This is a genomic window from Myxococcus sp. AM009 (assembly GCF_013372605.1).
Classification (GTDB): Bacteria; Myxococcota; Myxococcia; order Myxococcales; family Myxococcaceae; genus Myxococcus; species Myxococcus vastator.
The window spans coordinates 75,948-101,313 of the sequence record NZ_JABXEP010000005.1; the positions used below are offsets into that span (position 1 = coordinate 75,948).

General features: G+C 71.1%; 18 protein-coding genes. 3 read left to right on the forward strand and 15 right to left on the reverse strand.

Annotated features, from left to right (window positions below):
- Positions 1–6 precede the first annotated feature (6 nt).
- From HV824_RS02610 to HV824_RS02635, 6 genes are all read right to left on the reverse strand, one after another.
- Complete coding sequence (locus HV824_RS02610) at positions 7–3,600, reverse strand: flagellar motor protein (protein ID WP_217917030.1); 3,594 nt, start codon at positions 3,598–3,600, stop codon at positions 7–9.
- Positions 3,600–5,501 (reverse strand): hypothetical protein, encoded by a 1,902-nt coding sequence (locus HV824_RS02615; RefSeq protein ID WP_176415212.1) that lies wholly within the window; start codon positions 5,499–5,501, stop codon positions 3,600–3,602. The genes HV824_RS02610 and HV824_RS02615 overlap by 1 nt, the downstream gene beginning before the upstream one ends.
- A 36-nt stretch (positions 5,502–5,537) precedes the next feature.
- Positions 5,538–7,199 (reverse strand): hypothetical protein, encoded by a 1,662-nt coding sequence (locus HV824_RS02620; protein ID WP_217917031.1) that lies wholly within the window; start codon positions 7,197–7,199, stop codon positions 5,538–5,540.
- Positions 7,200–7,446: 247 nt separating this feature from the next.
- Complete coding sequence (locus tag HV824_RS02625; RefSeq protein ID WP_176415214.1) at positions 7,447–8,409, reverse strand: FecR domain-containing protein; 963 nt, start codon at positions 8,407–8,409, stop codon at positions 7,447–7,449.
- Between the two features lie 39 nt (positions 8,410–8,448).
- Positions 8,449–10,296: a sensor histidine kinase gene (locus HV824_RS02630; protein WP_176415215.1), complete on the reverse strand. Its 1,848-nt coding sequence runs from the start codon at positions 10,294–10,296 to the stop codon at positions 8,449–8,451.
- Positions 10,293–13,622, reverse strand: a complete 3,330-nt coding sequence (locus HV824_RS02635; RefSeq protein WP_176415216.1) for a response regulator — start codon at positions 13,620–13,622, stop codon at positions 10,293–10,295. Before HV824_RS02635 ends, HV824_RS02630 begins: the two co-directional genes overlap by 4 nt.
- Positions 13,623–13,818: 196 nt before the next feature.
- Between HV824_RS02635 and lexA the strand changes: the two genes are divergently transcribed.
- The gene (gene lexA, locus HV824_RS02640; RefSeq protein ID WP_176415217.1) at positions 13,819–14,487 is read left to right on the forward strand and encodes a transcriptional repressor LexA; all 669 of its coding nucleotides are present in this window, start codon (positions 13,819–13,821) and stop codon (positions 14,485–14,487) included.
- Between the two features lie 43 nt (positions 14,488–14,530).
- Here the strand turns inward: lexA and HV824_RS02645 are convergent, their stop codons facing one another.
- The 5 genes from HV824_RS02645 to eno all read right to left on the reverse strand — a co-directional run bounded on the left by HV824_RS02645 (position 14,531) and on the right by eno (position 19,883).
- On the reverse strand, positions 14,531–15,667 hold the full coding sequence (locus HV824_RS02645) for a lipopolysaccharide assembly protein LapB (protein WP_176415218.1): 1,137 nt from the start codon (positions 15,665–15,667) through the stop codon (positions 14,531–14,533).
- 14 nt (positions 15,668–15,681) lie between these two features.
- Complete coding sequence (locus HV824_RS02650; protein ID WP_368670817.1) at positions 15,682–16,617, reverse strand: hypothetical protein; 936 nt, start codon at positions 16,615–16,617, stop codon at positions 15,682–15,684.
- Between the two features lie 236 nt (positions 16,618–16,853).
- Positions 16,854–17,789 carry a peptidoglycan DD-metalloendopeptidase family protein gene (locus HV824_RS02655; RefSeq protein ID WP_176415220.1) on the reverse strand — a complete coding sequence of 312 codons (936 nt, stop codon included), beginning with the start codon at positions 17,787–17,789 and terminating at the stop codon, positions 16,854–16,856.
- 2 nt (positions 17,790–17,791) lie between these two features.
- Positions 17,792–18,580: a 5'/3'-nucleotidase SurE gene (gene surE, locus HV824_RS02660; protein ID WP_176415221.1), complete on the reverse strand. Its 789-nt coding sequence runs from the start codon at positions 18,578–18,580 to the stop codon at positions 17,792–17,794.
- A gap of 4 nt (positions 18,581–18,584) precedes the next feature.
- Positions 18,585–19,883 carry a phosphopyruvate hydratase gene (gene eno, locus HV824_RS02665; RefSeq protein ID WP_176415222.1) on the reverse strand — a complete coding sequence of 433 codons (1,299 nt, stop codon included), beginning with the start codon at positions 19,881–19,883 and terminating at the stop codon, positions 18,585–18,587.
- Positions 19,884–19,962: 79 nt separating this feature from the next.
- On the opposite strand from eno, the gene HV824_RS02670 reads away from it, so the two are divergent.
- Positions 19,963–21,033 carry an ADP-ribosylglycohydrolase family protein gene (locus HV824_RS02670; RefSeq protein ID WP_176422585.1) on the forward strand — a complete coding sequence of 357 codons (1,071 nt, stop codon included), beginning with the start codon at positions 19,963–19,965 and terminating at the stop codon, positions 21,031–21,033.
- A 109-nt stretch (positions 21,034–21,142) separates the two neighbouring features.
- Here HV824_RS02670 and HV824_RS02675 read toward each other — a convergent pair whose 3' ends face one another.
- From HV824_RS02675 to HV824_RS02690, 4 genes are all read right to left on the reverse strand, one after another.
- Positions 21,143–21,319, reverse strand: a complete 177-nt coding sequence (locus tag HV824_RS02675; RefSeq protein ID WP_176409559.1) for a hypothetical protein — start codon at positions 21,317–21,319, stop codon at positions 21,143–21,145.
- Positions 21,320–21,732: 413 nt separating this feature from the next.
- Positions 21,733–22,158: a type II toxin-antitoxin system RatA family toxin gene (locus tag HV824_RS02680; RefSeq protein WP_176415224.1), complete on the reverse strand. Its 426-nt coding sequence runs from the start codon at positions 22,156–22,158 to the stop codon at positions 21,733–21,735.
- A 40-nt stretch (positions 22,159–22,198) separates the two neighbouring features.
- Positions 22,199–23,164 (reverse strand): class II fructose-bisphosphatase, encoded by a 966-nt coding sequence (glpX, locus tag HV824_RS02685; protein WP_176415225.1) that lies wholly within the window; start codon positions 23,162–23,164, stop codon positions 22,199–22,201.
- A 30-nt stretch (positions 23,165–23,194) separates the two neighbouring features.
- Positions 23,195–23,623, reverse strand: coding sequence for a thioesterase family protein (locus tag HV824_RS02690; RefSeq protein WP_176415226.1), 429 nt, complete (start codon positions 23,621–23,623; stop codon positions 23,195–23,197).
- A gap of 98 nt (positions 23,624–23,721) precedes the next feature.
- Between HV824_RS02690 and HV824_RS02695 the strand changes: the two genes are divergently transcribed.
- Positions 23,722–25,335 (forward strand): alkaline phosphatase family protein, encoded by a 1,614-nt coding sequence (locus tag HV824_RS02695; RefSeq protein WP_176422586.1) that lies wholly within the window; start codon positions 23,722–23,724, stop codon positions 25,333–25,335.
- Positions 25,336–25,366: the final 31 nt, after the last annotated feature.

The window sequence follows — 25,366 nt, forward strand, 5'->3', positions numbered from 1 at the left end:
TTGCTCCTAGTAGGCCACTTCGGCTCGCAGGTAGAGCCGGTCCTGATTGTCCGCTGAGTCGGGGGACAAACCCAAGCCACTGAAGCCCAGGAGTGTGTACCCGGTGGCCAGGCGCAGCCGTTCATCGACCCGATAGGCGACTTCCGCACGGACCGCGGTCAGCCGCTCGCCCTCCGGAGACGCCGTTCGCCGTGCCAGCTCGGCGCCCAGCTCCAGCCCACCCACGATTCGCACCGCGGGACGGAGGGTGCCTGTCCACACCCAACGCCCTGAGTCCTCCGCCCGGGTGTGCCCCGCATGCAGGCCCGCCGCCACGGAGAGCCGGTCACCCAGGCGCACCGCGGGCAAGAGGGAGAGCGTCTGCAGGGCCCGGTCACCAAAGGCGGACCGGACGCCGGGCAGCAGCTCCCGGGTGATGCCGTAGCGCGCCACCACCAGCCAGGGCCCCGGCCGCCACGCCACCGCGGCGTAGCCTTCCACCAGCCGCGTCTCCAGCACCTCCGCGTTGACGGTGCGCGCGAAGTCCACCCGCCCGGAGGCCGTCACGTCCTCCAGCAACTGCGCCTGCGCGGCCAACGCCACCACCGCCTGCAGCCGGTCCACCGCGGTGGCCGCGCCCCGCTCCGGCGTGCCCTCCTCCCGGCGAAGCTCCACCCGCCCGTCCAGCCGCAGGCGGGCCAGGACGAGCTGCCCGAAGACACCGCCCGCCTCGCGCTCCAGCGGGCTGTCCACGTCCAGCAGGCTGCGCACGCCGCGCTCGTAGCGCGCGCCCACGCTGAAGCCGCCCGTCACCTGCTGCTGGAAGCCCACGGCGCGAGCCAGCCGCACGGCCGTCGCGTCGTGTGAGCCCACGTCCTCCACGAAGAGCGCGGTGCCACTCTCCGGCAGCTCGGTGCGCGCCCCTGTCAGCGTCCGCCCCGCGCCGAAGTCAGGGCCGTCCACGTCGACGGAGTATCCGCCATAGAACACGTCCTGGCCCCGCCGGGACTCGACGTTCGCCCACGCCCGGGGGCCCAGCTCCGGCCCCCAGCCTCCGAACACGCCAGCGCGCGTGGTCCGGTCCACCTCGACGTCCACGCCCGCGGACGTGAAGGTGTCATCGAAGCGTCCAGGCCCTTCGCCATGCAGGGCCAGGGCCTGCCGATGCGCGGCGCGGAGCTGCAGCCGCTCGAACACCCGCAGCGAGCCCGCCACACCCGCGGAGGTGCGGCCACCGAAGAGCGAGGGCCCCACGCCCGCCACCTGCGCCGCGTTCAACCGCGAGTCGCGGACCTCCGCGCGCACGCCCCACCGTGGCTCCTCCCAACCCACGCCCGCGGCCAGGACGCGCGCGGAGAACGGGCTGTCCACGAAGGGCTCCCGCGGGTCGGCCGAGCGCCGCTCGTCCGCCAGCAACGTCAACCGGAGCCGGCCCAGCGGCTGGCTCACACGGAGTGACGACTGCCGGAAGCGCGCCGCGTCGGTGTGCGCGCCATCGGAGAAGCCCCGCCCGCGCAGGCGGAACGCCGCGTCCACCGAGCCCTCACCACGAAGCCCCGGACCTGAGAGCTGGAGACTCACGGCCTCCGCGCCAGTGCCCAGGTCCCGCCGGGGACGGATGAAGCTGAGGCCACCGTCATCCGAGACGCCGAAGAACGAAGCCTCCACGGCGGTGCCACGGCTGGACGCCACCTCCGCCGCCATGCGGTAACCACCGAGCGCCGTGCTCGCGCGCCCCGTGTAGAGCGTGTACGGCCGTCCCTCCCGGCCCTCGCGCACCGCGCCCAGTCCCAGCCGCGAGCCGCGCCACTCGCCCCACACCTCACCGCCCGCCGTGTCGCCCGCGTCCGCGATGCGCAGCGCGGCGTAGTCCACCACCAGCACCGGCTCCGGTGACTCCGTGGGCGCGCTGGTCCGCAGCCAGGCCTCGCCCGCGAGGAAGGAGAGCGGACGCGCCAGGAGGATGCGTCCGGCGAAGTAGTCGATGTCGTAGTCGATGCCGCGAATGAGGTGCCGCTCGCCGAGCGGAAGGCCGGTGACGCCGTCCCGCAGCTCCACGCGCACCAGCTCCGAGCCCTCGGCCACCGACGCCGCGCCCAGGTAGTACAGGCTGCCGCCCGTGGCGCGCAGCTCCTCGTGCGCGGGCACCGCGGACACCTGCCGCACCGGATCCGTCAGGCTCCCGCCAAACGCCTTCACGCCCACGCGCGCCTTCTCCTCGCCGGCATGGACCTCCGCGTAGGGGCCGAAGAGCGGACGGTGATAGCGGCCCACTTCACGGTCGTGAAGCTGCGCGCGGTAGGTGCCCAGGCCCGCGCGGCCGTGCTCCGCGTGACGCGCCTCGAACCGAAGGCGTGCCTCCGCGGCATTGGGCGTCAGCGACACCGAGTCATCGCCCCACTCCGCGGGCGCCAGGTCCGGGTCGGCGGCGCGGTCGAAGCGCTCCGGCATGCGCGGGCGGAGCCAGTCCGGAAGGCTGGCTCCGTTCAACGTGCGGCCATCCGTGTCTCGCAGGTCCAGTTCGCCCACCAGGTCCACCGCGCCCAGCCGTAGCTCGGCGTGAGCAGAGCCACGCCCCCGCAACTGCACGTCGCCATTTCGCGGCGCATACGTGGCCTCCAGGTCCAGCAGGCCCACGGCGAAGGGGCGCACCGCGGCGGCGATCTCCAGCGTCTCGTCGCGAGGCGGGACATCCGGCAGCGACAGCCGCACAGGCACCAGGTTGCGCCCCGGCGACAACACCACCAGGACATCCACTCGGCCTTCGGGCCCCACCACCACTTCGCCCTCGGGGGTGCGGACGCGCGTGCCCATGGGCGCCTCGACCCGCACGCGGGAGGCGCCACTGGCCGCCGGAACGTCACGGCCCGCGGGCAACTGGAGCGTGGCGAGGGGCACCACCGGCCTGGGAGCCACCAGCCAGCCGCCGTCACGCGGCACCACGTCCACGCGCTGGCGGTACAGGCGCACCGTGCCCTGGGCCCCCGTGGCGGTGATGGACAGCGGGTTCTCTCCCGCGACGAGCGGCACCAACGCCTGCCATGCCCCCTTCGCGTCCACCTGGGCGGCCACACCCGACACGGTGACGGCGTCGCCCGCGGAGGCCTGTCCCGCGACACGGAAGCGCACGGCGCCCTGCCCAGGCGTGACCTCCGCCACGGGCGGCGCATTGGTGAAGGAGCGCCGCACGGGCGCGGCCTCCACGGCGACGCTGCGCACGGCGAAGTCCTGGAGGACGACAGCGCCCCAGGGGACCTCGACCGTCGCCGCCTCCGGGCTCACCCGGCTTGAGACAGGCAACGAGCGCGTATCCACCTTCAATCGCTGACGCCCCGGCCGCAGGTGCAGCCCGCCCGCCGCGTCCGGCACGCGGGCATCGACGCCGGTGATGTGAAAGCGGCCCCGCGCGTCCGTGCGGACATCGCGGCCGGTGGTGAGCACCAACCGCACGTCGGGCAGCCCCGGCTCATCCGCGCCGCACAGCCCATCGCCGTCGACGTCCTGACACACCCGGCCCGCGAGGGTGGAGGCCTGCGACGGCGTGTCCTGCGACAGCGCCTGCGCCCAGGTGCTCAACGGCACCAGCAGCGCGGCGGCGAACAGGCGGGCCCACCTGCGCATCACGGGCGCACCTCGGCCAACGCCGTGACGCCCGTGGCGACATCCGCGACGGAGACACTCACCGGCTCGGGCGCGCGCACGGTGAAGGACGTGCGCCCTGCTTCCACCCGCTCTTCGGCTCGCTCACCACCCGACAGCGAGACGAACACGTCGCGCCCGGTCAGCACCTGTCCGTTCGCGTCCTCCACCCAGTACGTCACCCGCGTCCCGCTCACCTTGAGCCGCACGTTCACCGGAATCTCAGGTGCCAGTCGCACGCGGTGGGACGCGGCGGACGGCACCAGCGGGCGCTCCACCGGAAACACAGGCCCATCCGCGCCCAACACATGCACCGTCCGCGTCAGGCCCGTCCACACGCCGTGCGAAATCTCCAGCGTCCCCGCGCGCACGGGCCCCAGGCGCACCGTGCCGTCCGTGCCCGTCAGCACCTCGCGCCCCTCCACCCGCAGCGGCTGTCCCGGCACCGGCAGACCCGCCAGGTCGGACACGCCCGCGTACAGCTCGCCCTCGGCCCGCCACACGGTGATGCGCGCCGGCTCATTGCCCGAAGGCCCCCACGCGCGAGCACGCAGGTCCATGTCCGTCGCTTCACCCGTGGCTGGCGGAGCCCAGGTGCTGACGAAGGTCCCCGGCCGCGGCTCCTCCGCCGGAGCGAAGGTCCCCACCGGCGCGCTCAGCTCCACCACCGCACCCGGCCGGGGCCGGTCGAAGGCGTCCCGCGCCGTCACCTCCACACGCGTCCGAGCCCCGTGGTGCACCAGCGCTTCATCCACCTCGAGGCGGGTCGTCGCGACGGGCCCTTGCACCAGCTCCAGCGCCGGGGACTCGCGCGAGCCGGCCCCTCGCTGAGGCCACGCGACTTCGATGCGCTCGTCGCTCACCAGCTTCCGCGGCGCGGTGTAGCGCCACTCCAGCAGTCCGCCCGGCGCGCGCGTGGGGCCGCGCAAGGTGCCGTGGCGGACCTGCGTCGTGACGCGCGCATCGTCCACGGGCTGGCCCATGGCATCACTCGTCGCGCAGACGAGCCGGGCCTGGGACACGCCGTCCGCGGGGAGCCGCTGCGGCTGAAGCACACAGGCCAGGCCGTCGGTGGGCGGCAGCCGCAGGTCGATGGGCATCCGCCGCACGTTGCCCGCCTTGTCCACCACCCGCCCCTGCCCGATGCGATGTCCGGGCGGGACGATGATGGGGACTCGGAAGCGGCCGTCATGCCCGGCCGCCACCGGACCAAACGTCTGGCCCGCGATGTCGATGGCAATCTCGGCGTCGGGCTCCGTCGTCCCCGGCAGCGTCACGGACGCGGCCAGCGGGACGAGCACGCGCCCGTAGGCCCCATGCACCGACTGCGGACTGGGCCACGCGGAGAAGGCCGCCAGGATGGCCACTTCGGGGTAACGCGTGTCCGGCAGGACGTAGCGCGCGCGATATGTGCCCGGCCCCGTCCGCTCCAGTCCTTCCACACGCCCCACGCTGACACGCACCACGGGCGGCGCGCCGCTGTCATCCGCGGTGCCATCCGGCCGGACCCACTGGACGGTGAGCCGCGCTTCCGTGTCCTTGCCCTTCACGGGCGCGGGAGGCTCCAGCGCCAGCCGCACCTCGGCGGCCGGCGGCCCCAGCACGTAGCGCGCTTGCGCCGCCAGCCCGTCCACGCTCGCGCGGACCACGACGTCACGCGCGCCCGGACGCGGCACCACCACGAACGTGCGCAGCGGCGGCTGCGCGGTGTCCTCGCGCAGCTCCGCGCCATCGGCTCGCACGGTGGGCTGCCCCATCGGAACCGGACGGCCCGCCGAATCCTTGCGCACGAGCGCCACGGGGAATCCATCCGGCGCCACGGCGGACGACGGCCCGAGTATCTCGAGCGTGTCCGCCCAGGCCGGGGCACACAGCAGCAACAATCCGAAGAGGAGAAACCGGTTCAGGGCCGCGACAGTCTACAGGGCGCGGTGGCTGTGCCGAAGCCCCTTCCGCATCCGCGCGCTCGGACGCAGCCAACACGCCAGCAACAGGATCACCCCGGAAAGCGTCAGCGGCCCACCGCCGGTGCTACAGCCTCGAACCCCTGCGTCACGCACCGGCCCCTCGGGCACGAAGGTCACCGGCGACACCGCCGAGGACGAAGCTGACACCGGCTTCAACGCACGACCCGGAATGACGCGGGCTCCCGTGGAGGTGTCCGCCACGGGCTGACAATCGGTGGGGGGCCCGTACACGCGAAGCCGGAAGGCACTGCCAGGCCTGCCGGAGATGAGCGCCGCCAGCGAGTTGTGGCCATCCAGCGGGGCGCGCGTGGCCACCAGCGAGACGCCCTGCTTGAAGCGGGACGGGTCCACCAGCTCGCGGCCGTTGATCCACACCCAGCCCGCGGTGGAGTCCTCGCCGTTGTAGCCGTTGTCCACGCACAGCACGCCCTCCCCCGTGCCCGCGAACCCGAGCGCCACGCCGTTGGGCTGGCCACTGGTGCGCGCGACCTCCAGCGCCGCGAGCAGCGGCCAGGTGCCGGGCCGCGCGCAGACCGCCTCGGGGGACGGCGTGTCCACCGCCGCCAGCTTGCAGCCGGGCTCGTCATCCAGCTTGAAGGTGAAGGCGTGGACGTTGAAGTCGCCGTTCTCCGAGACGGTCCACACCACGCGCACCGTGCCGTCCGCGTCCACGCTCAAGTCGGTGAGGCTCTCGTTCTGCGGCGTCTCGGTGATGGCGTAGAGCGTCTCGGTGCTCAAGTCGTAGAGCACGATGTCGAAGTCGTTCTTCGCCGGGTCCCTGCGCTCGAAGGCCACCAGCGAACCGCTGATGCTGGGGTTCGCGTCCAAACCCGGCAGCGCCAGCCGCTGCTCCGTACCGCCGTTCAGGGGCTTCCAGTAGATGTCCCGGTCCGTCACGCCATCCAGGGTCCGCGTGCTGGCGTAGACGGCGATGTCCCCGTTGGTGTCCGGCTGCGACTCCTCGCCCTCGCTGCCCGTCAGCGCCTGCGAGCTGAAGCCGTTGGCGCTCCGCCGCGCCTGCCAGATGTCGCAACGCTGGCCCTGCTCGTCGCACTTGGCCCAGACCACGGTCGCGCCATCCGGCGACACCGCGGGCGTGCGGTCCTGGAACGTGTCATCCGTGAGCCGGGTGAGCGTGCCCTGGTCCAAATCATACACGGCGATCTCCGGCTGCGACGTCACGCCGGTGTAGCCGAAGTCCTGCCACGCCACCGTGCGGCCACCAATCACCGCGGAGCGCCGGCTGCTGCCCGCCTCCGGCGCCAGCTCCCGAGGCGCCGCGTCCACGTCCACGTCGAACGTGTAGATGGCGCTGGAGGTGCTCACGCGCGTGAAGACGATGGTGCCGTCCGAGATGTCCGACACGAAGTCGAACGCGCCGCCGTTGGGGATGGCCGCGTCCACGGAGGTCCGCAGGTCGTGGTAGCGAATCTCGCTCGTGCCGCGAGACTCATTCGTATACGCCACCCGCGGTCCGCTGACGTGCGGGTCCGTCTGGTCACCCGGGCCGCCGGCCACCACGTGCAGGGTGCCTGTCAGGGTGCGGAGCTCCGGTGTGGAGGCGAAGGCGAGCGGGGAAAACAGGCAGCAACTCAGGGCCAGTGTCCGCAGCATCGGAGAGGACCTCCCGGGGGTTCCGAAATGAAGACCCATGCCCGCCCAAGGCGCAGTGGGCCCGGAACCTGTCCGGTGCTGACTTCCCACGGCGGTCACGGCCGGCCGGACTTCAGGCCCCGCGGCTTTGCGCACCTGGGCTTTCGCCCGGGATTGCCCTTGAACAGGAATGACTCCTCCCGGGAGTGTAGGGAGCCTCCTCGCAATGGGTCAAGGCGAACACCCGCTCGCACCCACGGTTGCCGCGTCAATCGTCGCGCGCCTGATTCCAGATGTTCTCGGTATCCGTCTTGAGCGGCGGCGGCGTGGTGTCCACGACGACGTCCTTGCTGTCCTTCTGTCGCAGCCGCCCCACGCCATAGGCCTGGACGTCCACCGTGTTGCGGCCCTCGCGAAGAACCACCTTTCGCTGGAAGTTTCCCTCCGCATCGGACTTGACGCTGACGCCATCCACCTCCACGCGGCTGCCCGGAGACGTCTGCCCGCGCACGACGAGCTCTCGCTCGCGGCGGGTGCGCCCGGTGGGCCAGTCCACCTTGAGCAGGAGGCTGGTGGGGATGGGGGAAGGCTCCGACGGCGCCTGTCCCGGGCGGACGACGGCCTGCTGTCCCGCGCGGACGATGACGACCTTGCCCTGGCCGAGCAGCGTCACCTCGCCTTCGCGCGTGCCCACCGCCACGGTGCCCTCGCCGTTGTTGCTCATGGTGAAGGCACCGGCCTGCTGCAACGTGGCCTTGGCGTCCGAGTTCGCCGCCTTCACCTCGAAGGTGTGGCGCTGCCCTGGCCGCACGACGGCGGTGGCCATGCCGCGCGAGAGCAGGATGCGCGACAGCGACTCGGTCAGCTCGTCCACGGAGATCTCCGTGCCCGGGTCCATGTGCACTTCCACGGACTCGCCGCCAATCAGCATGGCGTACGAGCCGTCATCGGTGCGCACGCGCTCGTCGCGTCGCAACGCCATGCCCGCAGTGGCCTCGCGCCACGAGCCGTCCGTGTGCTGCACCTCCACCTTGCCGGACACCTGCGTCAGCTCCAGCACCAGCGGCTTCTGCGCCACCGGCGCCTCGACGACGGGCGGCGCGGCGGGAGGCGGCGGCGGAGGAGGTGGCGGGCGCAGGAAGACGAACCACCCCACTGGCAACGCCGCGAGAATCAGCGCGAGGCCAATGAAGAAGGGCACCTGACGGCGCGATGGGCGGGAATCAGCCATGGGCAGCCTCGTTAGCTATCACAGGCCCCCCAAGGGGGCTCACGCCTTCGGCAGCTTCACGGTGAAGCAACTGCCCTGCTCGACTTCCGAGCGGACTTCGATGCTCCCGCCCGCTTCCGTCACCACACGCCAGGCCACGCTGAGCCCCAGCCCCACGTTGGACCATACGTCCTTCGTCGTGAAGAAGGGCTCGAAGATGCGGGGGCGGAGGTGGGGGGCAATCCCCTTCCCCGTGTCCTCCACCTCCAGGAAGCCGAAGCCGTTGGCCTCGCCCGTGCGCAGCGTGAGCCGCTTCTGGGGTGACTTCAGCATCGCGGTGCGCGCGTTGGACACCAGCGCGAGCACCACCTGCGACAGGTGCCCCGGGTCGCCACGCACTCGCGCGAGCCCTTCACCCAGCACGCTGGTGAGCGCCACGCCGTCGCCGCGGAGCTGATGCTCGGTGAGGCTGAGCGCGTCACGCACCACGGCGTTGAGGTCCACCGGCCGCAGCTCCGCGCGCTCGCGCTGCTGGGAGAAGCGCAGCAGGTTCTGGGTGATTTCCTTGCAGCGCTTGGCGCTCTGCTCGATTTTCCGCAGCGACTCCAAATCCGGGTCGGCGGCGCCACGGTCCAGCATCAGCAACTGCACGTTGCCGAGGATGCCCGCCAGCGGGTTGTTGATTTCGTGCGCCACGCCCGCGCCGAGCTGCCCCACCGCGGCCAGCTTCTGCGCCTCCACCAGCTGCGCCTGGGCCGCCCTCAGCTCCGCGGTGGCCTCTTCCACGCGGACGCGCAAGTCGTCGTTCCAGCTCAGCATCCGGGCGCGCGCCGCCTCCAGCTCCTCGCCCATGCGGTTGAAGGTCGTGGCCAGCTCGCTCAGCTCATCCTGGCCGGAGACCTTCAAGCGCGTGTCCAGCTCGCCGCGCCCGTAGGCCTCCGCGCCACGCACCACCTCCGCCAGCCGCACGTTGAGGCGGCGCGTGAAGAGGGCGCCCAGCCCGAGCAGCACCAGGAAGGTGGCGCCGATGGACAGCAGCACCGTGCGCCGCATGTCGTGCACGGGCGCCAGCGCGGTGGACTCCTCCACTTCCACCAGCACGTCGAAGCGCATGCCATGGGGCACGCGCGCCACGCTGACGCGCCGGGCCGGTGACTCCACGCGGAAGCTGCGCACCCGCTCCGTCAGCGCCGCCGCCGGGGCCAACAGGTGCGCGCTCAACTCCGGCGCCAGCGCCTGCCCCCGCCGCTCCGGCGCGGTGCTGGCGAGCACGCGCCGCTCCTCGTCCACCAGGTCGATGCGCCCCAGCCCCTCGCCCAGGCGCCTGCGCAGCACCGCCTCCAGCGGGTGGAGCACGACCTCCGCGACGGCGAAGGGCGCGCCCTCGCCTTCCGCCAGCTTCACCGCCACGGCCACCGCCGAGCGCCCCTCGTCCGAGTGCACGTACGCGCTGCCCAGCGCCGCCTGGCCCTTGCCGCCGCCGCGCAGCGCCTGCACGGGGATGGAGCGCACCAGCCGGTCCACGGACTCCGGGGAGAAGGCCGGATGGCCGTCGATGGGCCGCGCGCGGAAGACGGGCGCGCCCAGCGGCCGGCCCTCCGCGTCCAGCTTCAGTACCGCGCTCACCGCGGGAGACTGGCCGTACAGCAGCCGCAGCGCGCCCTGCGTCTCCGCGTCGCTCGCGGCCTGCCAGTCGATGAGCTCCGCCGAGCGGGCCAGCGCGTCCACCACCTCCATCAGGGTGGCGCCCACGGACTCAGCGGTGGCGACCGCCTGCGCGCGCTGCTCCGCGTCGATGCGAGCGGCCAGCTCGGCCTCGGCGCGCGAAAGCAACAGGAAGCCAACCGCGGCCAGGGGAAGCACCGTCGCGGCGAGCATGAACAGGACGAGTTGCTGGTAGAGCCTCATCCGGCCACGGAGCGTACCACCCGCTCCTGGTCACTGCGCAGGAAGACGGAGCCCGCAATCGCCTTGGCGCGCTTCTTCATGTCCGCGGCGCGGCGCGCCAGCTCCGCGTGGTCCTGGGTGCCGTCCGTCATCACCGCCACCACGGACACGCTCATGATGGGGAACTGCCGCTTCTCCCCGTAGCGGTCCTCCGCCTCGATGTGGCCGCGCTCCCGGTCCTGCCGGTCGTAATAGAGCGGGATGATGCGGTCGAACGTCTCGATGGCCTTCTGGCAGATGCGGTCCACTGACTCCGGCGAGGTGATGAACACGAAGTCGTCACCCGCCACGTGGCCCAGGAAGTCACCGGGCGCGCCGTCCTGCGCGAACACCTCACGCATCAGGTCACCCGTCTGGCGCACCACGCCGTCCGCCTTCGCGAAGCCGTAGTAGTCGTTGTAGGCCTTGAGGTTGTCCAGGTCCAGGTAGCAGAAGGCGAAGGGCCGGCGCGCGGACAGGCGCCGCTGCACCTCGCGCTCGATGGCGGTGGAGCCCGGCAGCTGCGTGGTGGGCGAGGCCGACAGCTCCTGCTCCTTGCGCCGCATCACGCTCTCCACGCGCGCCCCCAGCTCCAGCGCGTCGAAGGGCTTGGTGAGGTAGTCGTCACCGCCCAGCTTGAGCGCGCGCACCTTGGAGGACGTCTCCGCGCGGGCGGAGATGAAGATGACGGAGATGTGGCCGCCGGCGCTCTCCGCCTTGATCTCCTCCAGGAAGACGAAGCCGTCGCCGTCCGGCAGCGTCACGTCCAGCAGCACGACGTCCGGCCGGCGCTCGCGCAGGGAGCGGCGTCCCTCCTCGATGGAGCCCGCCAGCGCCACGTCGAAGCCGATGTTCTCCAGCACCTCGCGGCAGATGGCGGCGATCTTCGCGTCGTCGTCCACCACCAGCACGCGGCCGTGCGCCGGGCCCTGACGGCCGCGCACCAGCGAGTCCACCGTGGCCAGCAGCTTGTCCGACGCCAGCGGGCGCACCAGGAAGGCATCCGCGCCCGCGCGGAAGGCGCGCTGACGCTCGTCGAAGGCGGATGACACCAGCAGCGGCGCGCGGCGCGTCTCCGGGTCATGCCGGAGGATCTCCGCCAGCCGCAGCCCGTCCACGTCGGGCAGACGCACGGACACCATTACCGTGTCGGGGTCATACCTCCGCGCGGCGGACAGGCCGTCCTCCGCGTTGAAGGCCAGCCGCACGTCGTAGCCACGCCCGGCCATCAGCGCCTTGGCGATGAAGGCCACCTCGGGCTCACCGTCGATGATGAGCACCCGGCCCCGGCTCTCCTGCCGGCGCGGGAGCTGGATGGCGTCCGCCACGTCGTCTCCCCGGCGCAGCTCCGGCGGCGGCTCGGTGGGCAACACCACCATGAAGCGCACGCCGTCCGGACACGGCTCACACCAGATGCGTCCGCCGTGGGCCTCCACGATGTTGCGGCAGATGGCCAGGCCCAGCCCGGTGCCTCGCACGGTGCGGTTCGCCTTGGTGCGCGCCTGCTCGAAGCGGTCGAAGATGCGCTCCAGGCTCTCCTCGGCGATGGGGTCTCCGCTGTTCCAGCAGGACACCACCACGTAGCCCGGCAGGCTGGAGGTGGCGTGGACCTCCACCCGCACCTCGCCGCCCTCCGGGGTGAACTTCACCGCGTTGTTGAGCAGGTTGTTGAGCACCTGGTCCAGGCGGTTCGGGTCCACCAGGACGCGCAGCGGGTGGCGCGGCAGCACGGGCGTCACCACCACCCGCTTCTCGCCGAAGGCCGGGCCATACTTCTCCACCACGCGCTGGACGAGCTCGTCGAGGTACGACACCTCGAAGTTCATCCGCAGCCGGCCCTTGGCGAACTTCGACAGGTCCAGCAGGTCATCCACGATGGCGTTGAGCTTCTCGGTGGAGTCCCGCGCCAGCGACAGGTAGCGGCGCTGCCGGTCGTTGATGTCCCCGGCCATGAAGTTGAGCACCAGGTCCAGCGCGCCGGAGATGGACGTCAGCGGCGTGCGCAGCTCGTGGCTCACCATGGAGACGAACTCGTCCTTGCGCTCCTCCAGCCGCTTCTGCTCGGTGATGTCGCGCAGCACCACGCACACGCCGCGCAGCGTGTTGCGCGCGTCCGTCACCGGCGTCACCGTCGTCTGGACGTGCCGGTCGAAGAGCTTCACCTCCTCGCGCAGCACCTGCCCGCCGCCGTACTCCCAGCCGCGCACCAGGTGGAAGGGCTGGAAGCCCAGGCGCTCCTCCATCAGCCGCGTCGTCTGCTCCTCGGGGCTCTCCCCCGCGTGCAAGAGCCGCCGCGCCGCCGGGTTCATCACCACGATGTCGTTCTTCTCGTCGGTGAGGACCACGCCGTCGGCCATGGACTCCACCATCCGCTCCATGCGGTGGCGGGCCTCCTCCTCCGCCGAGCGCAGGGACTGGATGGCGTCCGCCGTCTGGTTGGCGAGCACGTCCAGCAGCACGCCGTCGTCCTCGGTGAACGCGTCCGGCTTCTGGCTGAACAGCGACAGCATGCCCACCGGGCGCCCGCCAGCGACCAGGTTCACCGTGAGCTGGCTGGGGTAGACGGACGGCGCCGCCGCGTCCTGGGTGGTGGTGCCCGCCACGCGGGTGATGACGCGGTCCTCGGGCAGCAGGAGGCCGCTGCTCTTGCGGTACGCGCCGAGCATGGACTCCTTCACGCCCAGCAGCGCCTTCTCCCCCACCGTGCCCTGACAGCGCAGCCGCAGCGTCGCGCTGCGCGCCTCGTCCGGCGCGATGAGCGCCGCGCCGCAGTCGTACGGCAGCACGCGCGCCACGGCGATGAGCACGCGGTCGATGATGTTGTCGTAGCTGGCCGGATCATTCGCGCTGGCGCGGCTGACCTCATACAGGACGAAGAGCGCCTCCACGCGCTGGTGGAGCTGGCGGATCAGCCGCTCCTTGTCCTTGCGCAGCTGCGTGTACTCCACCGCGTTCTTCACGGTGATGAGCAGGTCATTCACGTCCCAGGGCTTGGTGATGTACCGGTACACCTGCCCCTGGTTGATGGCCGCGATGATGTCGTCCGGGTGCGTGTACCCCGTGAGCAGCAGCGCGGTGACGTCGAAGCCCTCCGCGCGCGCGGTGGCCACCAGCTCGATGCCCGTCATCTCAGGCATCCGCTGGTCGGTGATGAGGACGTCCACCGGCTCCTTTCTCAGGATCTCCAGCGCGGCGGAACCGCTTCGGGCCGTGAGGACGCGGTACCGGCGCTGGAACATCCGGGTGAGGATGTCCAGGACGTCGGCCTCGTCGTCGACGAAGAGCAGCGTGTGGCGGAGCTCGGACAAAGCGGCGGAAGTGTACGTCGAGTTCGTCCCCCCACCTCAAGAAGTGAGAAACAGGACGGAGCGGGGCACACCCCGAGTGCGCAGGGTGAGACCGAACGAGTTGACTCTACACGCCTGTTCAGGGAGAGTGACACTGAAAGCCTGTTGCCTGGGGAGAACGACTCCCCGGCAGGACGGCAGATGAGTGAGGGAGCGCATGGAAGAGCTCACGGAACGCCAGCGCGAGATTCTCAGCTTCATCGTCAAGGAGACGGAGACCCAGGGCTTCCCGCCGACGATTCGCGAAATCGGGGAGCACATGGACATCCGCTCGACGAACGGCGTCAACGACCACCTGAAGGCGCTGGAGCGCAAGGGCTACCTGAACCGGGGCGAGCAGCAGAGCCGCTCCCTGGTGCCCACCAAGCGCGCGCGGCTGCTGCTCGGCCTGGGGGCGCGCAAGGACTCGGGCATGGTGGAGATTCCCCTGCTCGGCAAGGTCGCCGCCGGCGCGCCGCTGCTGGCGCAGGAGAACATGGAGGACTCCGTCAAGATCGACAGCTTCCTGCTCGGAGGTGTGAATGGCCGCGAGGTCTTCGCCCTGCGCGTGAAGGGACAGTCGATGATTGACGACGGCATCCACGACGGGGACTACCTCTTCGTGAAGAAGACGCCGTCCGCCCAGCCGGGTGAAATCGTGGTGGCCCTCATCGAGGACGAGGCCACGGTGAAGCGCTACTACCCGGAAGGGGACCGCATCCGCTTCCAGCCGGCCAACGCCACCATGCAGCCCATCTACGTGAGCCGCGCGGAGTTCCGGTCCACGATGATTCTGGGCCAGGTGGTGGGCGTGTACCGCAAGCTCCAGGGCGGCCGCACCCCGTAGTCTCCCCTCCCCGTCCCGGGCCGTCTCCTGGCCCGGGCGTGGCTCAAGGGCACTTCTTGAGGGTGGCGTCCGCGGCGGTCGCCCGCGCGCAGGCGGCCTGCTGGATGCCGGGGTCCTTGAGCTCCCGCGCCAGCTGGGCGGTGGCGACGTGCAGCTCGGCGTCCTTCGCGTGGTCCTGCTCCGCGCTGAGGTTGGCGAGGATGCGCAGCGCGTCCGGCTTGCGGTCCATGGTGACCAGCAGGCTGGCCAGCTCGCGCAGCTCGCGGATGTCCTGGCCGGACACGGACTCCAGGGCCGCGGCCAGCTCCTCCTGCGCGGCCGAGGCGTCCTTCATCCCCAGGTAGATGCGGGCCAGCGCCACGTGGACGATGGCGCGGTCCTTCACGCGCAGGGATTCCTTGTACGCGCTGATGGCGTCCCCGGGCTTGTCCAGCTTCATCTGGATTTCGCCGACGAGCTCCCACAGGGTGGGATCTCGGGGCGAGCGGCTGGCGGCGTCGCGGTAGGCGTTGGCGGCCTCGGTGAGGTTGCCGGCGCGCACCAGGCCGTCCCCCAGGGTGGCGAGCACGTCCGCGGTGTGGATGCCGTCATCCACGGCCTTCTGGGCCGCGGCCAGCAGCTCCGGGTAGCGCTGCTTCGAGGACAGGACGTCCAGCGCGCGCATGATGAGGGCGGACTTCTGCTCCGGGGACGGCGCCGCGTTGGAGGCGAGCGTGAAGTGCCGCACGGCGGCGTCGTGGTCGCCCTTCTTGAGGTCCAGGTCGCCCAGCGCCTCCAGGGCGTTGAAGTCCTGGGGGAAGAGGGCCAGGGCCTTGCGCAGCGAGCTCTGGGCTTCGGCCACCTGGCCCAACTGGGTCTGGATGAAGCCCAGGCGGCTCCAGTTGGTGGAGCGCTTGGGTTCCAGCTTGAGGGCGGCCTCGAACTCGGCGGCGGCGTCCGTCAGCCGTCCCATGGACAGGAACAGCTCGCCGCGCGCGGCGGGCAGGCGGGGGTCGTCCGGGGCAATCTGCTTCATGGCCTCGAAGGAGGCCAGGGCCGCGTCGAAGTGGCCCTGGAGGTACTCGGCGGTGCCTTTGACGTAGAGGCCCTCCGCGTGGTCCTTCGGCTTGACGCGAGGCGTCTCGTCGTCACAGCCCGTCAGGGCGAGCAAGGCAATCAGGGAGAGGGCGCGCGGGGACATGGGGGCTCCGAGGCTCAGAAGTGGTACGCGATGCCTGCGTTCAGGTCCAGGTTGAGGCCGTCTCCCAGCTTCGATTCCGACAGCCCCAGCACCGCCTGCGCGACGTTGGTGCCCAGCTCGAGCTGGAAGCCTACTGAGCCGGCGACGAGGTACTCCAGCCCCGCGAAGCCGATGACGGTGGGCAGCGGGCCGGTGGACTGGAAGATGCCGAAGTCACCGAAGGACAGCTGCACGCCCAGGCCGAAGCCCCAGTAGGGCCGCAGGGACTTCTCCACGTTGTGGTAGTGGCGCGCGCCCACGATGCTGGGCAGCACGGTGAGGCCGCTGCGCACGCCCTCCTGGGTGGAGCGCACGTAGCTGAAGCCCACCTGGAGGAAGCCGACCCATTCGGGGTGGAACCAGTAGCCCACCTCGACGTCGCCGCCTGGGTTCACATTGGAGAGCTTGTCGATGAAGTTGTTGTTGACGCGCAGGCCCAGCAGCAGGCCGCCGCCGCCCGTCCGCGAGGAGCCTCCCAGCAGCGGGCGGGCCGCCACGGACTCCTCTGGCGGGACGAGCACGGCGAAGAGCTGGTCGGAGACGGCCTTCGCGGTGCGCAGCAGGTCCTCCGCTTCCGGGGCCTCCGCGCGAGGCCGGGCCAGGATCCGCCCGCCCGCGGCGTCCAACAGGTTGGCGGTGAGCAGGTACTGGTCGCCGAAGCGATCCAACCGGCCGGCCACGACGTAGCGGGCGCCGGTGAGGGCCACCAGCTCCTGGAGGCAGTCTCCTCGCTCGCACGTCTTGAGGCCCTGGAGTTGCCGCTGATGCTCTTCGTCCAGGGCGGCCTCGACGTCCCACTGCGAGAGGACGCGCAGCCGCGGCGACTCCGCGAGCCGCGAGGTGATGAGCGAGGTGACGCCCGGCGCCGCGTCGCTGCCCGCCGCGTTGGCCTCCAGCATCAGCACGGCCACGACGACGGCCTCAGGCGCCGGGGACTCAGCAGCAGGGAGTACAGGGGCTGGCGCCTGGGCATGGGCCGCAGAAGCCAGCAACAAGACGAAACAAGAGAGCCACCAGGACACGAAGCGCGACACGGGCCGGCACTCTACCTTCACCCGGGCCCGGCACCGAGGCCCAGACGTCACACGACTTGACGCCCTGCCCCGTCGCCTGAAGCGGGGGGGCAGCCGGGCCCGCGCCGCCTCGGCTACGAGGAGGGCATCGGCCCCAGGTAGTCGAGCGGGTCCACCGGCTTTCCGTCCATACGCACCTCGAAGTGCAGATGGGGCCCGGACGTCCGACCCGACTCGCCGACGGTGGCAATCACCTGCTCGCGGCGCACCTTCTGCCCGGTGCGCACGCGCAGGTCGCGGTTGTGTGCGTACAGCGTAATCAACTTGTTCGTGTGCTCGACGATGACGATGTTGCCGTAGCCGCGCTGCTCGCCCGCGTAGAGCACCGTGCCTGCCTGCGCCGTCTTCACGGACGTGCCGGCGGGCGCGGCCAGGTCGATGCCGTCATGCGGCTCCCTCCCCTTCTTCCCGAAGCGGCCGTACAGGACGCCTCGCAGAGGCCAGTCGAGCTGCCCCTGGGTGGCCACACGAGGCGGGCCCGTGGCGCTCGCCGGCCGCGACAGGGTCCGGCGGCGCGACGGGGGCTCCTCGCGGCGGCCCACGGCCGGCACGCTGCGCCGCCCCCCGGCCGACGTCGAAGTCCGCACCGGCTCCGGGTCCGCCTCCGCCAGGGCCCGGACGGGCACGCCGCGCTCGACACCGGGGATGGTGAGCTCCTGCCCCACCGCCAACGTCCACGGCGCCTTGATGCCGTTGGCCGACCCCAGCTCCTCCACCGTGAGGCCGTAGGTGCGCGAGATGCGGTACATCGTCTCGCCGGCGGCCACGACATGGCGCGCGGCCACCAGCTCCGGCTCGGCGTGGACGCCCCTCAGGTTGAAGGGCAGCGGCGTGGTCCGCGCGTCCGCGTCGGTGACCTCCGCCGCCTCGCCCTCACGCGAAGCGGTGTCCGTCCCCGTGTCCGGCCCGGCCACGGAGGAGGCCCGGGTGCCCACGCAGCCGCTCAGCAGCACGGCCAGGAGGAACACCCGGAGCGCCCCACGCGCTCGGCTGGACACACACGGCGCCAACGCTAGGCACCGTCCGGTTCATGCCGGTTGAAGCCATCGACCTGCCACCCGGCGAGGTCCGGGAGCCGGCCATGGTCCGTCAGCTCGAAGTGCAGCGGCGTGACGGAGACGCGCTTGTCCCGGAACACGGCGTTGCAGTCGCTGCCCGGGATGTCCTCGTGCTGGTAGTCGCTCCCGCCAATCCAGTAGTACTTCCGGCCACGCGGGTCCTCGTTCTCCACCACCTCGAAGCCGTACGAGTGACGGCCCTGGCGGGTGATGGCGTAGCCCTCCGGCTCCACGCCTCCGGGGATGTTCACGTTGAGGAGCATCCGCGGCGGCAGGGGGCGCGACAGGGCGCTGGACACCAGCGAACGGGCGAACCGGGCCGCCGGCGCGAAGTCGAAGCTCCGCCGGGCCACCAGGCTGAAGGCAATGGCAGGCACGCCCAGGAGCGCGCCCTCCATCGCCGCGGCCACCGTGCCGGAGTACATGATGTCTTCGGCCAGGTTCGCGCCGTGGTTGATGCCGGAAACCATGAGTACCGGGCGATCATCCTTCAGGAGATGGTTGATCGCCAGATAAGCGCAGTCCGCGGGGGTCCCGTCGACGGCGAACCACCGCGCCCGCACCTCCTTGATGCGCAGCGGCCGGTGCAGGGAGATGGCGTGGGACGCGGCGCTCTGCTCCCGGTCGGGCGCCACCACCCACACCTCCCCCAGGGGGCTCACGGCCTCGACCAGCGCCTGGAGCCCCTCGGAGAAGTAGCCGTCGTCGTTTGAAACCAGGATGCGCTTGGGCTTGTCGCTCACGGGCTCACTTCTTCTGGTTCAGGGCGCGGAACACCGACTTGCCAGCGTAGCGGGCCGCGGCCCCCAGCTCGCCTTCGATGCGCAGCAGCTGGTTGTACTTGGCCACGCGGTCGGAGCGCGACGCGGAGCCCGTCTTGATCTGCCCGCAGTCCAGCGCCACGGCCAGGTCGGCGATGGTGGTGTCCTCCGTCTCACCGGAGCGGTGGCTCATCACGGACGTGTACCCGGCGCGGTGCGCCATGCGCACGGCGTCGAACGTCTCCGTCAGGGTGCCAATCTGGTTCACCTTCACCAGGATGGAGTTGGCCGTGCCCGTCTCGATGCCGCGGCCCAGGCGCTCCACGTTGGTGACGAAGAGGTCGTCGCCCACCAGCTGCATGCGCGAACCCAGCGCGTCGGTGAGCTTCTTCCAGCCCTCCCAGTCATCCTCCGCCATGCCGTCTTCGATGGAGATGATGGGGTAGCGCTCGGACAGGCCCCGGTAGTACTCGAGCAGGCCCGCCGCGTCGTACTCCTTGCCCTCGCCCTTCAGCTTGTACTTCTTGCTGCCCTTGTCGAAGAACTCGCTGGCCGCCACGTCCAGGGCCAGGAAGAGCTGCTCACCGGCCTTGAAGCCCGCCTTGTCGATGGCCTCCATGATGAGCTTCAGCGCCTCTTCGTTCGCCGGCAGGTCCGGGGCGTAGCCGCCCTCGTCGCCCACGCCCGTGGCCAGCTTGCGGTCCTTGAGAATCTTCTTCAGCGCGTGGAACACCTCGGCGCCCCAGCGCAGGCCCTCCGCGAAGGAGGACGCGCCGGCGGGCACCACCATGAACTCCTGCACGTCCACGCGGGTGTCCGCGTGCGCGCCGCCGTTGAGGATGTTCATCAGCGGCACCGGCAGGGTGCGCGCCTGCACGCCGCCCACGTAGCGGTACAGCGGCAGCCCGTGCGCGTCCGCCGCGGCCCGGGCCGCCGCCATGGACACCGCGAGGATGGCGTTGGCGCCCAGCTTGCCCTTGGTGGCGGTGCCGTCCAGCTCCAGCATCCGCTGGTCCACCGCGAACTGATCCGCCGCGTCCATGCCCACCAGCGCGGGCGCGAGCACGTCGACCACGTTCTTCACGGCCTTCTGCACGCCCTTGCCCAGGTAGCGCTGCTTGTCGCCGTCGCGCAGCTCGATGGCCTCATGCTCACCGGTGGACGCACCGGACGGCACCGCGGCGCGGCCACGAGCGCCCCCGGCAAGCTGGACCTCCGCCTCCACGGTGGGGTTGCCACGAGAGTCGAGCACTTCGCGCGCCAGAATCTGAGAAATCTCGGTCATAGGCGACCGTTTCTAGAAGAGCCCCCCGGGCCGGGCAAGCGTGCTCGCGGCCCGCGCTGCTACAGTGTCCACCCGTCGAATGCCCCCGCCCCAACGCCGCCCCGCCTTGAAGGGGCCTGACCCATTGCTCGCTCAACGGCGCCGCGGCGCGCTGCTCGGCATGGCCGTGGGCAACGCCCTGTCCGTCCCCACCGCGCACCGCCCCTTCATGGCCGTTCCATTTCCCAAGCAGGCGGAGGGGCCCTACATGAAGCTGATGGGCGGCGGCCCCCATGAGCTGCGCCGCGGGCAGGTGACGGAGGAGGTCCAGCTCGCGGCCTGCCTGGGGCACAGCCTCCGGGCCATCCGGCGCTACGACGCCGCGGACGCACTGCGTCGTTACCGCGCCTGGCAGCCCCATGCCTTCGACGTCAGCGAGCCTCTGAAGGAGGTCTTCGAGGACTGCCAGACGTCGGGCTTCCCGCCCCTGGGCGCGGGCAGGCGCGTGTGGCTGCGCGCGTACCGCAAGCCCGCGGACCCGGGGAGCCTGGCCCGCGCGGCGCCGCTGGGCGTGTACCTGGCTGGGGACGCCCACGCGCTCACCCTGGCCTCGCTGGAGGACTCCGCCCTCACCCACTTCGACCCGCGCTGTCAGCTCGCCTGCGCGGCCTTCAACGCGGCCATTGGCCATGCCGTCACCCATGGCGCGGGCCTCAAGGCCGCCGACCTCATCCCCGCCGCGGAGTCGGGCCTGCTGCTGGCCGGCGCCGCGCTCGGGCGCTCCGCCAGTGACTATGTGCAGGAGGTGTCCTTCGCCGCATCGCTCCTGCGCGAGGACCTGGCGCTTGCCCAACAGGAGGACCCGATGCTGTACGGGCCGGAGCTGCACCTCCACCGCCCCCTGCACGCGGTGCGCGTCGCCTTCCGGCTGGCCTTCTGGGAGCTGCTCCACGCCCCCAGCGCCGAGGCCGCGCTCCTGGACGTCGTCCACCGGGGCGGCGACACGGAGGCCCACGCCACCATCACCGGCGCGCTCGTGGGCGCCTTCCATGGCGAGCAGGCCCTGCCCGAGGAGTGGCGCAAGCAAGTCCTGGAGGCCCTGGCCACCGTCAAGGGGCCGCTGTGGGAGGTCTACCACCCCCGGCACCTGCTGGCCCTGACCCACGCCTGAGGGGGGCTGGGGCGCCTGGATGCGCGAAGCCCGCGGGGCCGTCCTGGGAAGGAGCGCCACCGCGGGCTCGGGGACACACCGGCGCGGCCGTCAAGCCGCGATGCCGGGGTCAGGACAGCAGGTCGATGACCACCACGCCCCGCTGGGGCTTGTCGTCTTCGGTCTCCGTGCGCCGACGCGGGCGGTCATCCGGCACGGGGAGCGGAAGCTCCGCCACCGGCCTGTCGTGCTCCTCACGGCGGCGCTCACGGCGCTTTATCTCTTCGATGATGAAGGCGTCGAGCATGGGTCTTCCGTCTCCCTCAGCCTACGTACCCCGATGTACGCCCATCCCGCCCCAATACCATTTCCACCCATATCAGATGCAAATTAAGAACCCCGGTTCTTCGCTGGGTACGTTGCTGCCATCTCGCACGGTTGCTCGTCTGCCACCCGACACCTGAGCCAGGGCACCCAGGGCAGAAATGTCGTGGAGGCCGAAAACCCTGTCGGGACGGTGTTCAGTTTAATGCCCTCGATGCGGCCCGCAAGCGGACCTTCCCATGGGCATACTCCCCGTAGCCGGCGTCGCAAGCCCCTTCGAGACAGCCTCGTCCGCCCGCTTGCTGCGACGGGCGGAGCATCCGGGTCCCCGCAGACTCCTGGCGGTCGGCGGGCGATGGTGGCGTCGCCCGCCAGGAAGCCGCCTGGAGGCGGGGTTCAGGGCGCCTCGAAGCGGCGCTTGAAGGCGTCCAGCATCTTCGGCAGCGAGGTCTCCACCAGCGCGGAGACGACGCTCTTGGGCACCAGCGCGCCCAGGGCCATCTCCACGGTGTAGGTGGCCTTCGTCTTGCCCTCGCCCTCGGGCTCCAGGACCCAGCTGCCCTGGTTGTCCTTCATGAACTCGCCCTTGATGTAAGACCAGGACATGCGGGTAGGCCGCTCCTCCGTGACGTGGATGGAGTAGCTGATGGTCTTCAGCACATCCACCTTGTAGTGGACGTCCACCGTGTTGCCCTGGCGGTTCTCCGTCCGGATGCCCTTCACCTCCGGGAGGAACTCCGGGTACCGCTCGTACTGGGTGATGACGTCGAAGACCTTCTCGATGGGGGCGTTGACGATGATGGTTCGCGAGGCGCCAGGCATGGGTGTCTCCAGGGGCGTGAGGCAGGGTGGGAGCTGCGGCCTAGAAAGCGTACCCCGGCTTCTTGTCGAACTTGTGCACCGACTGGATGAAGCGGACGGTGCCCGTCTTGCTGCGCATGACGACGGAGTGCGTCTCGCAGCCGCCGCCGAAGAAGCGCACGCCCTTGAGGAAGTCGCCGGTGGTGACGCCGGAGGCGGCGAACATCACCTCGCCCCTGGCCAGCTCCTCGGCGGTGTAGATCTTCGAGATGTCGCTGATGCCCATCGTCTTGCAGCGGTCGATTTCGCCCTGGTTGCGGGGAACGAGCCGGCCCTGCATGTCACCGCCGGTGGCGCGGATGGCCGCCGCGGCGATGACGCCCTCGGGCGCGCCGCCGATGCCCATCAGCACCTCCACGCCCGTGTTGTCGAAGCACGTGGCGATGGCGCCGGCCACGTCACCGTCCTCGATGAGCCGGATGCGCGCGCCCGCCGCGCGAATCTCCTTGATGAGGTCGGAATGGCGCTCGCGGTCCAGCACCACCACGGTGAGGTCCTCCACGTAGACCTTCATCTTCTCCGCGATGGCGCGGAGGTTCTCCGTGGGCGTCTTGCGCAGGTCGATGGCGCCCCGGGCGCGCGGGCCCACGGCCAGCTTCTCCATGTACGTGTCGGGGGCGTTGAGCAGCCCGCCCTTGCCCGCCATGGCCACCACGGCGATGGAGCCCGGCCGGCCGTAGGCGCACAGGTTGGTGCCCTCCAGCGGGTCCAGGGCGATGTCCACCTCGGGCGCACCATCACCCCGCTTGCCCACCTTCTCGCCGATGTAGAGCATGGGCGCCTCGTCGCGCTCGCCCTCGCCGATGACGACGGTGCCATCAATCTGCAGCGCGTCGAAGGCGCGGCGCATGGCGTCCACGGCGGCCTGGTCCGACTCGTCCTTGCTGCCGCGGCCCATCAGTCGGGCGGAGGCGATGGCCGCCATCTCGGTGACGCGCACGACCTCCATTGCCAGGTTGCGATCCATGTGTGTGCTCCTTGGGTATGCCGGAAGGGTTCAGGTGGTAGTGGAAGAGCCCGGGGAAGGCTCGGTTGTTTCAAGCAACCGGATGAGGGCGTCGGGCAGCCGCGTCGGCTTGCCGTCCCGCCCCACGCAGGCGTGACGCGTCATTCCGGTGCAGAGCAGCGTGCGTGGCGCACCGTCACGAAACAGCGCGTAGGTGAACACGATGGACGCGCGGCGCAACTCACTCACGGTGGTTTGGATGACCAACAGTTCGTCGTAGCGCGCGGATGCCTTGTACTGACAGCTCGCCTCGGCCACGGGTAGCAGGGCACCCGAGCGCTCCAGCTCGGCGTAGCTGCCACCCCGAGCGCGAAAGTACTCACTGCGCGCGAACTCGAAATAGCGGAAGTAATTCGCGTAGTAGACGACACCCATCTGATCGGTGTCGCCGTAGATGACGCGAAGACGGGCCTCGACCATGAAGCGGGCGACCCTAACAGCGCGATGTGCGGCGTCCAAGCAGTGACACGCGTTGTTGGTTGCTTCTCACCATCCCGGCGGAGATGGTTCTCATCCCCATGATTCGCGCACTCGTCCTCGCCGTCGCGCTGGCCACCCTGCCCGCTCTTGCCCGCCCCCCCAGGCTCACGCTCGTCATCAGCGTGGACGCGCTCGGCAGTGACGTGCTGCTGCGCAACCGTCCGCGCCTGAAGGGCGGCCTGGGCCAGCTGCTCAACCAGGGCGCGTACTTTCCCTATGCGCGCTACGGCCACGCCGAATGCCGCACCGCGCCCGGCCACGCCACCCTCGCCACGGGCGCCAACCCGTGGCGGCACGGCATCGTGGACAACCGGTGGGTGGACCGCTCGACGATGAAGCGCGTGATGGCCTTCGCGGACGCGGCCCACCCGGTGCTGGAGGTGCCGCTGAAGCCGGGCCAGGACTCCGGCCCCGCCCACCTCATGGTGGAGACGCTGGCGGACCGGCTGCGCGTGGCGACGCAGGAGCGCGGCAAGGCGGTGGCGCTGTCCCTCAAGCCCCACGCGGCCATCCCCCTGGCCGGACGCGCGGGCCAGGCGTGGTGGTTCGACAAGGGCGAGGGGAAGTTCGTCACCGGCACCTGGTACACGAAGGAGTTCCCGGCGTGGCTGAAGGCGCTGAACGCGCGGAAGCTGCCGGAGGCGTCCTTCGGCAAGAAGTGGGAGCTGCTGCGGCCGGCCTCGGAGTACGTGGGCGAGGACGAAGGCCTCGCCGAGGCGGACGTCTACGGCCTGGGCCGCACCTTCCCCCATCCGCTGGACGGCGGACTGCCGTCGCCGGGCCCCACCTTCTACCAGGCGTTCGCCGTCTCACCGGAATCGCATGACCTGCTGGTGGAGGCGGCCAAGGCGGCCATCGCCGGAGAGGGCCTGGGCCAGGACGGCGTGCCCGACCTGCTGGCCGTGAGCTTCACCGGCACGGACCTGGTGTTCCACGAGTACGGGCCCTCCTCGTGGGAGATGCAGGACACGCTGCTGCGGCTGGACAAGGCGCTGGGCAGCCTCATCACCGCGGCCGAGCGCGCGGCGGGGGGACGGGGCAACCTGGTCATCGCGCTGTCCGCGGACCACGGCGGCGCGGCGGTGCCAGAGCAGTGGGCCGCCAAGGGGCTGGCCGCCAAGCGGGTGAGCCCGGCGGAGCTGGCGGAGGGCCTGACGCAGGCGCTGCGCCAGCAGTTCGGCGGCGACGTGACGGCCACGCTCGAACAACTGGACGTGTACCTGGGCGGCAAGACGCACCAGGGCGGCGCGGTGGACGTGGCGGTGCGGCGCGCGGCGGCGGCGTGGCTGGCGAAGCACCCGGCGGTCATCACGGCCGTGGCGAATGACGACCTGTTCACCGCGCCGGACACCGCGGGCTACCTGACGCCCATGCGCAAGGGCTACTACCCGGGGCGCAGCGGCGACGTGCTCTTCATGCTCCGGCCCCTCCACCTGCTCCACGCCATCCCCACCGGCACCAACCACGGCACGCCGCACGCCTATGATTCACAGGTGCCCATCCTCTTCGCGGGCAAGGGCGTGAAGCCGGGCATGTACCTGGAGGAGATCGACCCGGTGGACTTCGCCCCCACCCTGTCGGCGCTGATGGAGCTGGGGATGCCGGCGTCAGCGGAGGGCAAGCCCCGCGCGGAGGTCCTCACGGGCAAGTGAGCGGCCGCGACAGGGAGGGCTCCGCGCGTCC

What these genes read in the sequence shown, in the direction of transcription:
- HV824_RS02610 (WP_217917030.1), bottom strand. Translation starts at nt 3,600, where the DNA reads ATGCGCAGGTGGGCCCGCCTGTTCGCCGCCGCGCTGCTGGTGCCGTTG.
- HV824_RS02620 (WP_217917031.1), bottom strand. Translation starts at nt 7,199, where the DNA reads ATGCTGCGGACACTGGCCCTGAGTTGCTGCCTGTTTTCCCCGCTCGCC.
- HV824_RS02625 (WP_176415214.1), bottom strand. Translation starts at nt 8,409, where the DNA reads ATGGCTGATTCCCGCCCATCGCGCCGTCAGGTGCCCTTCTTCATTGGC.
- HV824_RS02630 (WP_176415215.1), bottom strand. Translation starts at nt 10,296, where the DNA reads ATGAGGCTCTACCAGCAACTCGTCCTGTTCATGCTCGCCGCGACGGTG.
- lexA (WP_176415217.1), top strand. Translation starts at nt 13,819, where the DNA reads ATGGAAGAGCTCACGGAACGCCAGCGCGAGATTCTCAGCTTCATCGTC.
- HV824_RS02645 (WP_176415218.1), bottom strand. Translation starts at nt 15,667, where the DNA reads ATGTCCCCGCGCGCCCTCTCCCTGATTGCCTTGCTCGCCCTGACGGGC.
- eno (WP_176415222.1), bottom strand. Translation starts at nt 19,883, where the DNA reads ATGACCGAGATTTCTCAGATTCTGGCGCGCGAAGTGCTCGACTCTCGT.
- HV824_RS02670 (WP_176422585.1), top strand. Translation starts at nt 19,963, where the DNA reads ATGCCCCCGCCCCAACGCCGCCCCGCCTTGAAGGGGCCTGACCCATTG.
- HV824_RS02675 (WP_176409559.1), bottom strand. Translation starts at nt 21,319, where the DNA reads ATGCTCGACGCCTTCATCATCGAAGAGATAAAGCGCCGTGAGCGCCGC.
- HV824_RS02680 (WP_176415224.1), bottom strand. Translation starts at nt 22,158, where the DNA reads ATGCCTGGCGCCTCGCGAACCATCATCGTCAACGCCCCCATCGAGAAG.
- glpX (WP_176415225.1), bottom strand. Translation starts at nt 23,164, where the DNA reads ATGGATCGCAACCTGGCAATGGAGGTCGTGCGCGTCACCGAGATGGCG.
- HV824_RS02690 (WP_176415226.1), bottom strand. Translation starts at nt 23,623, where the DNA reads ATGGTCGAGGCCCGTCTTCGCGTCATCTACGGCGACACCGATCAGATG.
- HV824_RS02695 (WP_176422586.1), top strand. Translation starts at nt 23,722, where the DNA reads ATGATTCGCGCACTCGTCCTCGCCGTCGCGCTGGCCACCCTGCCCGCT.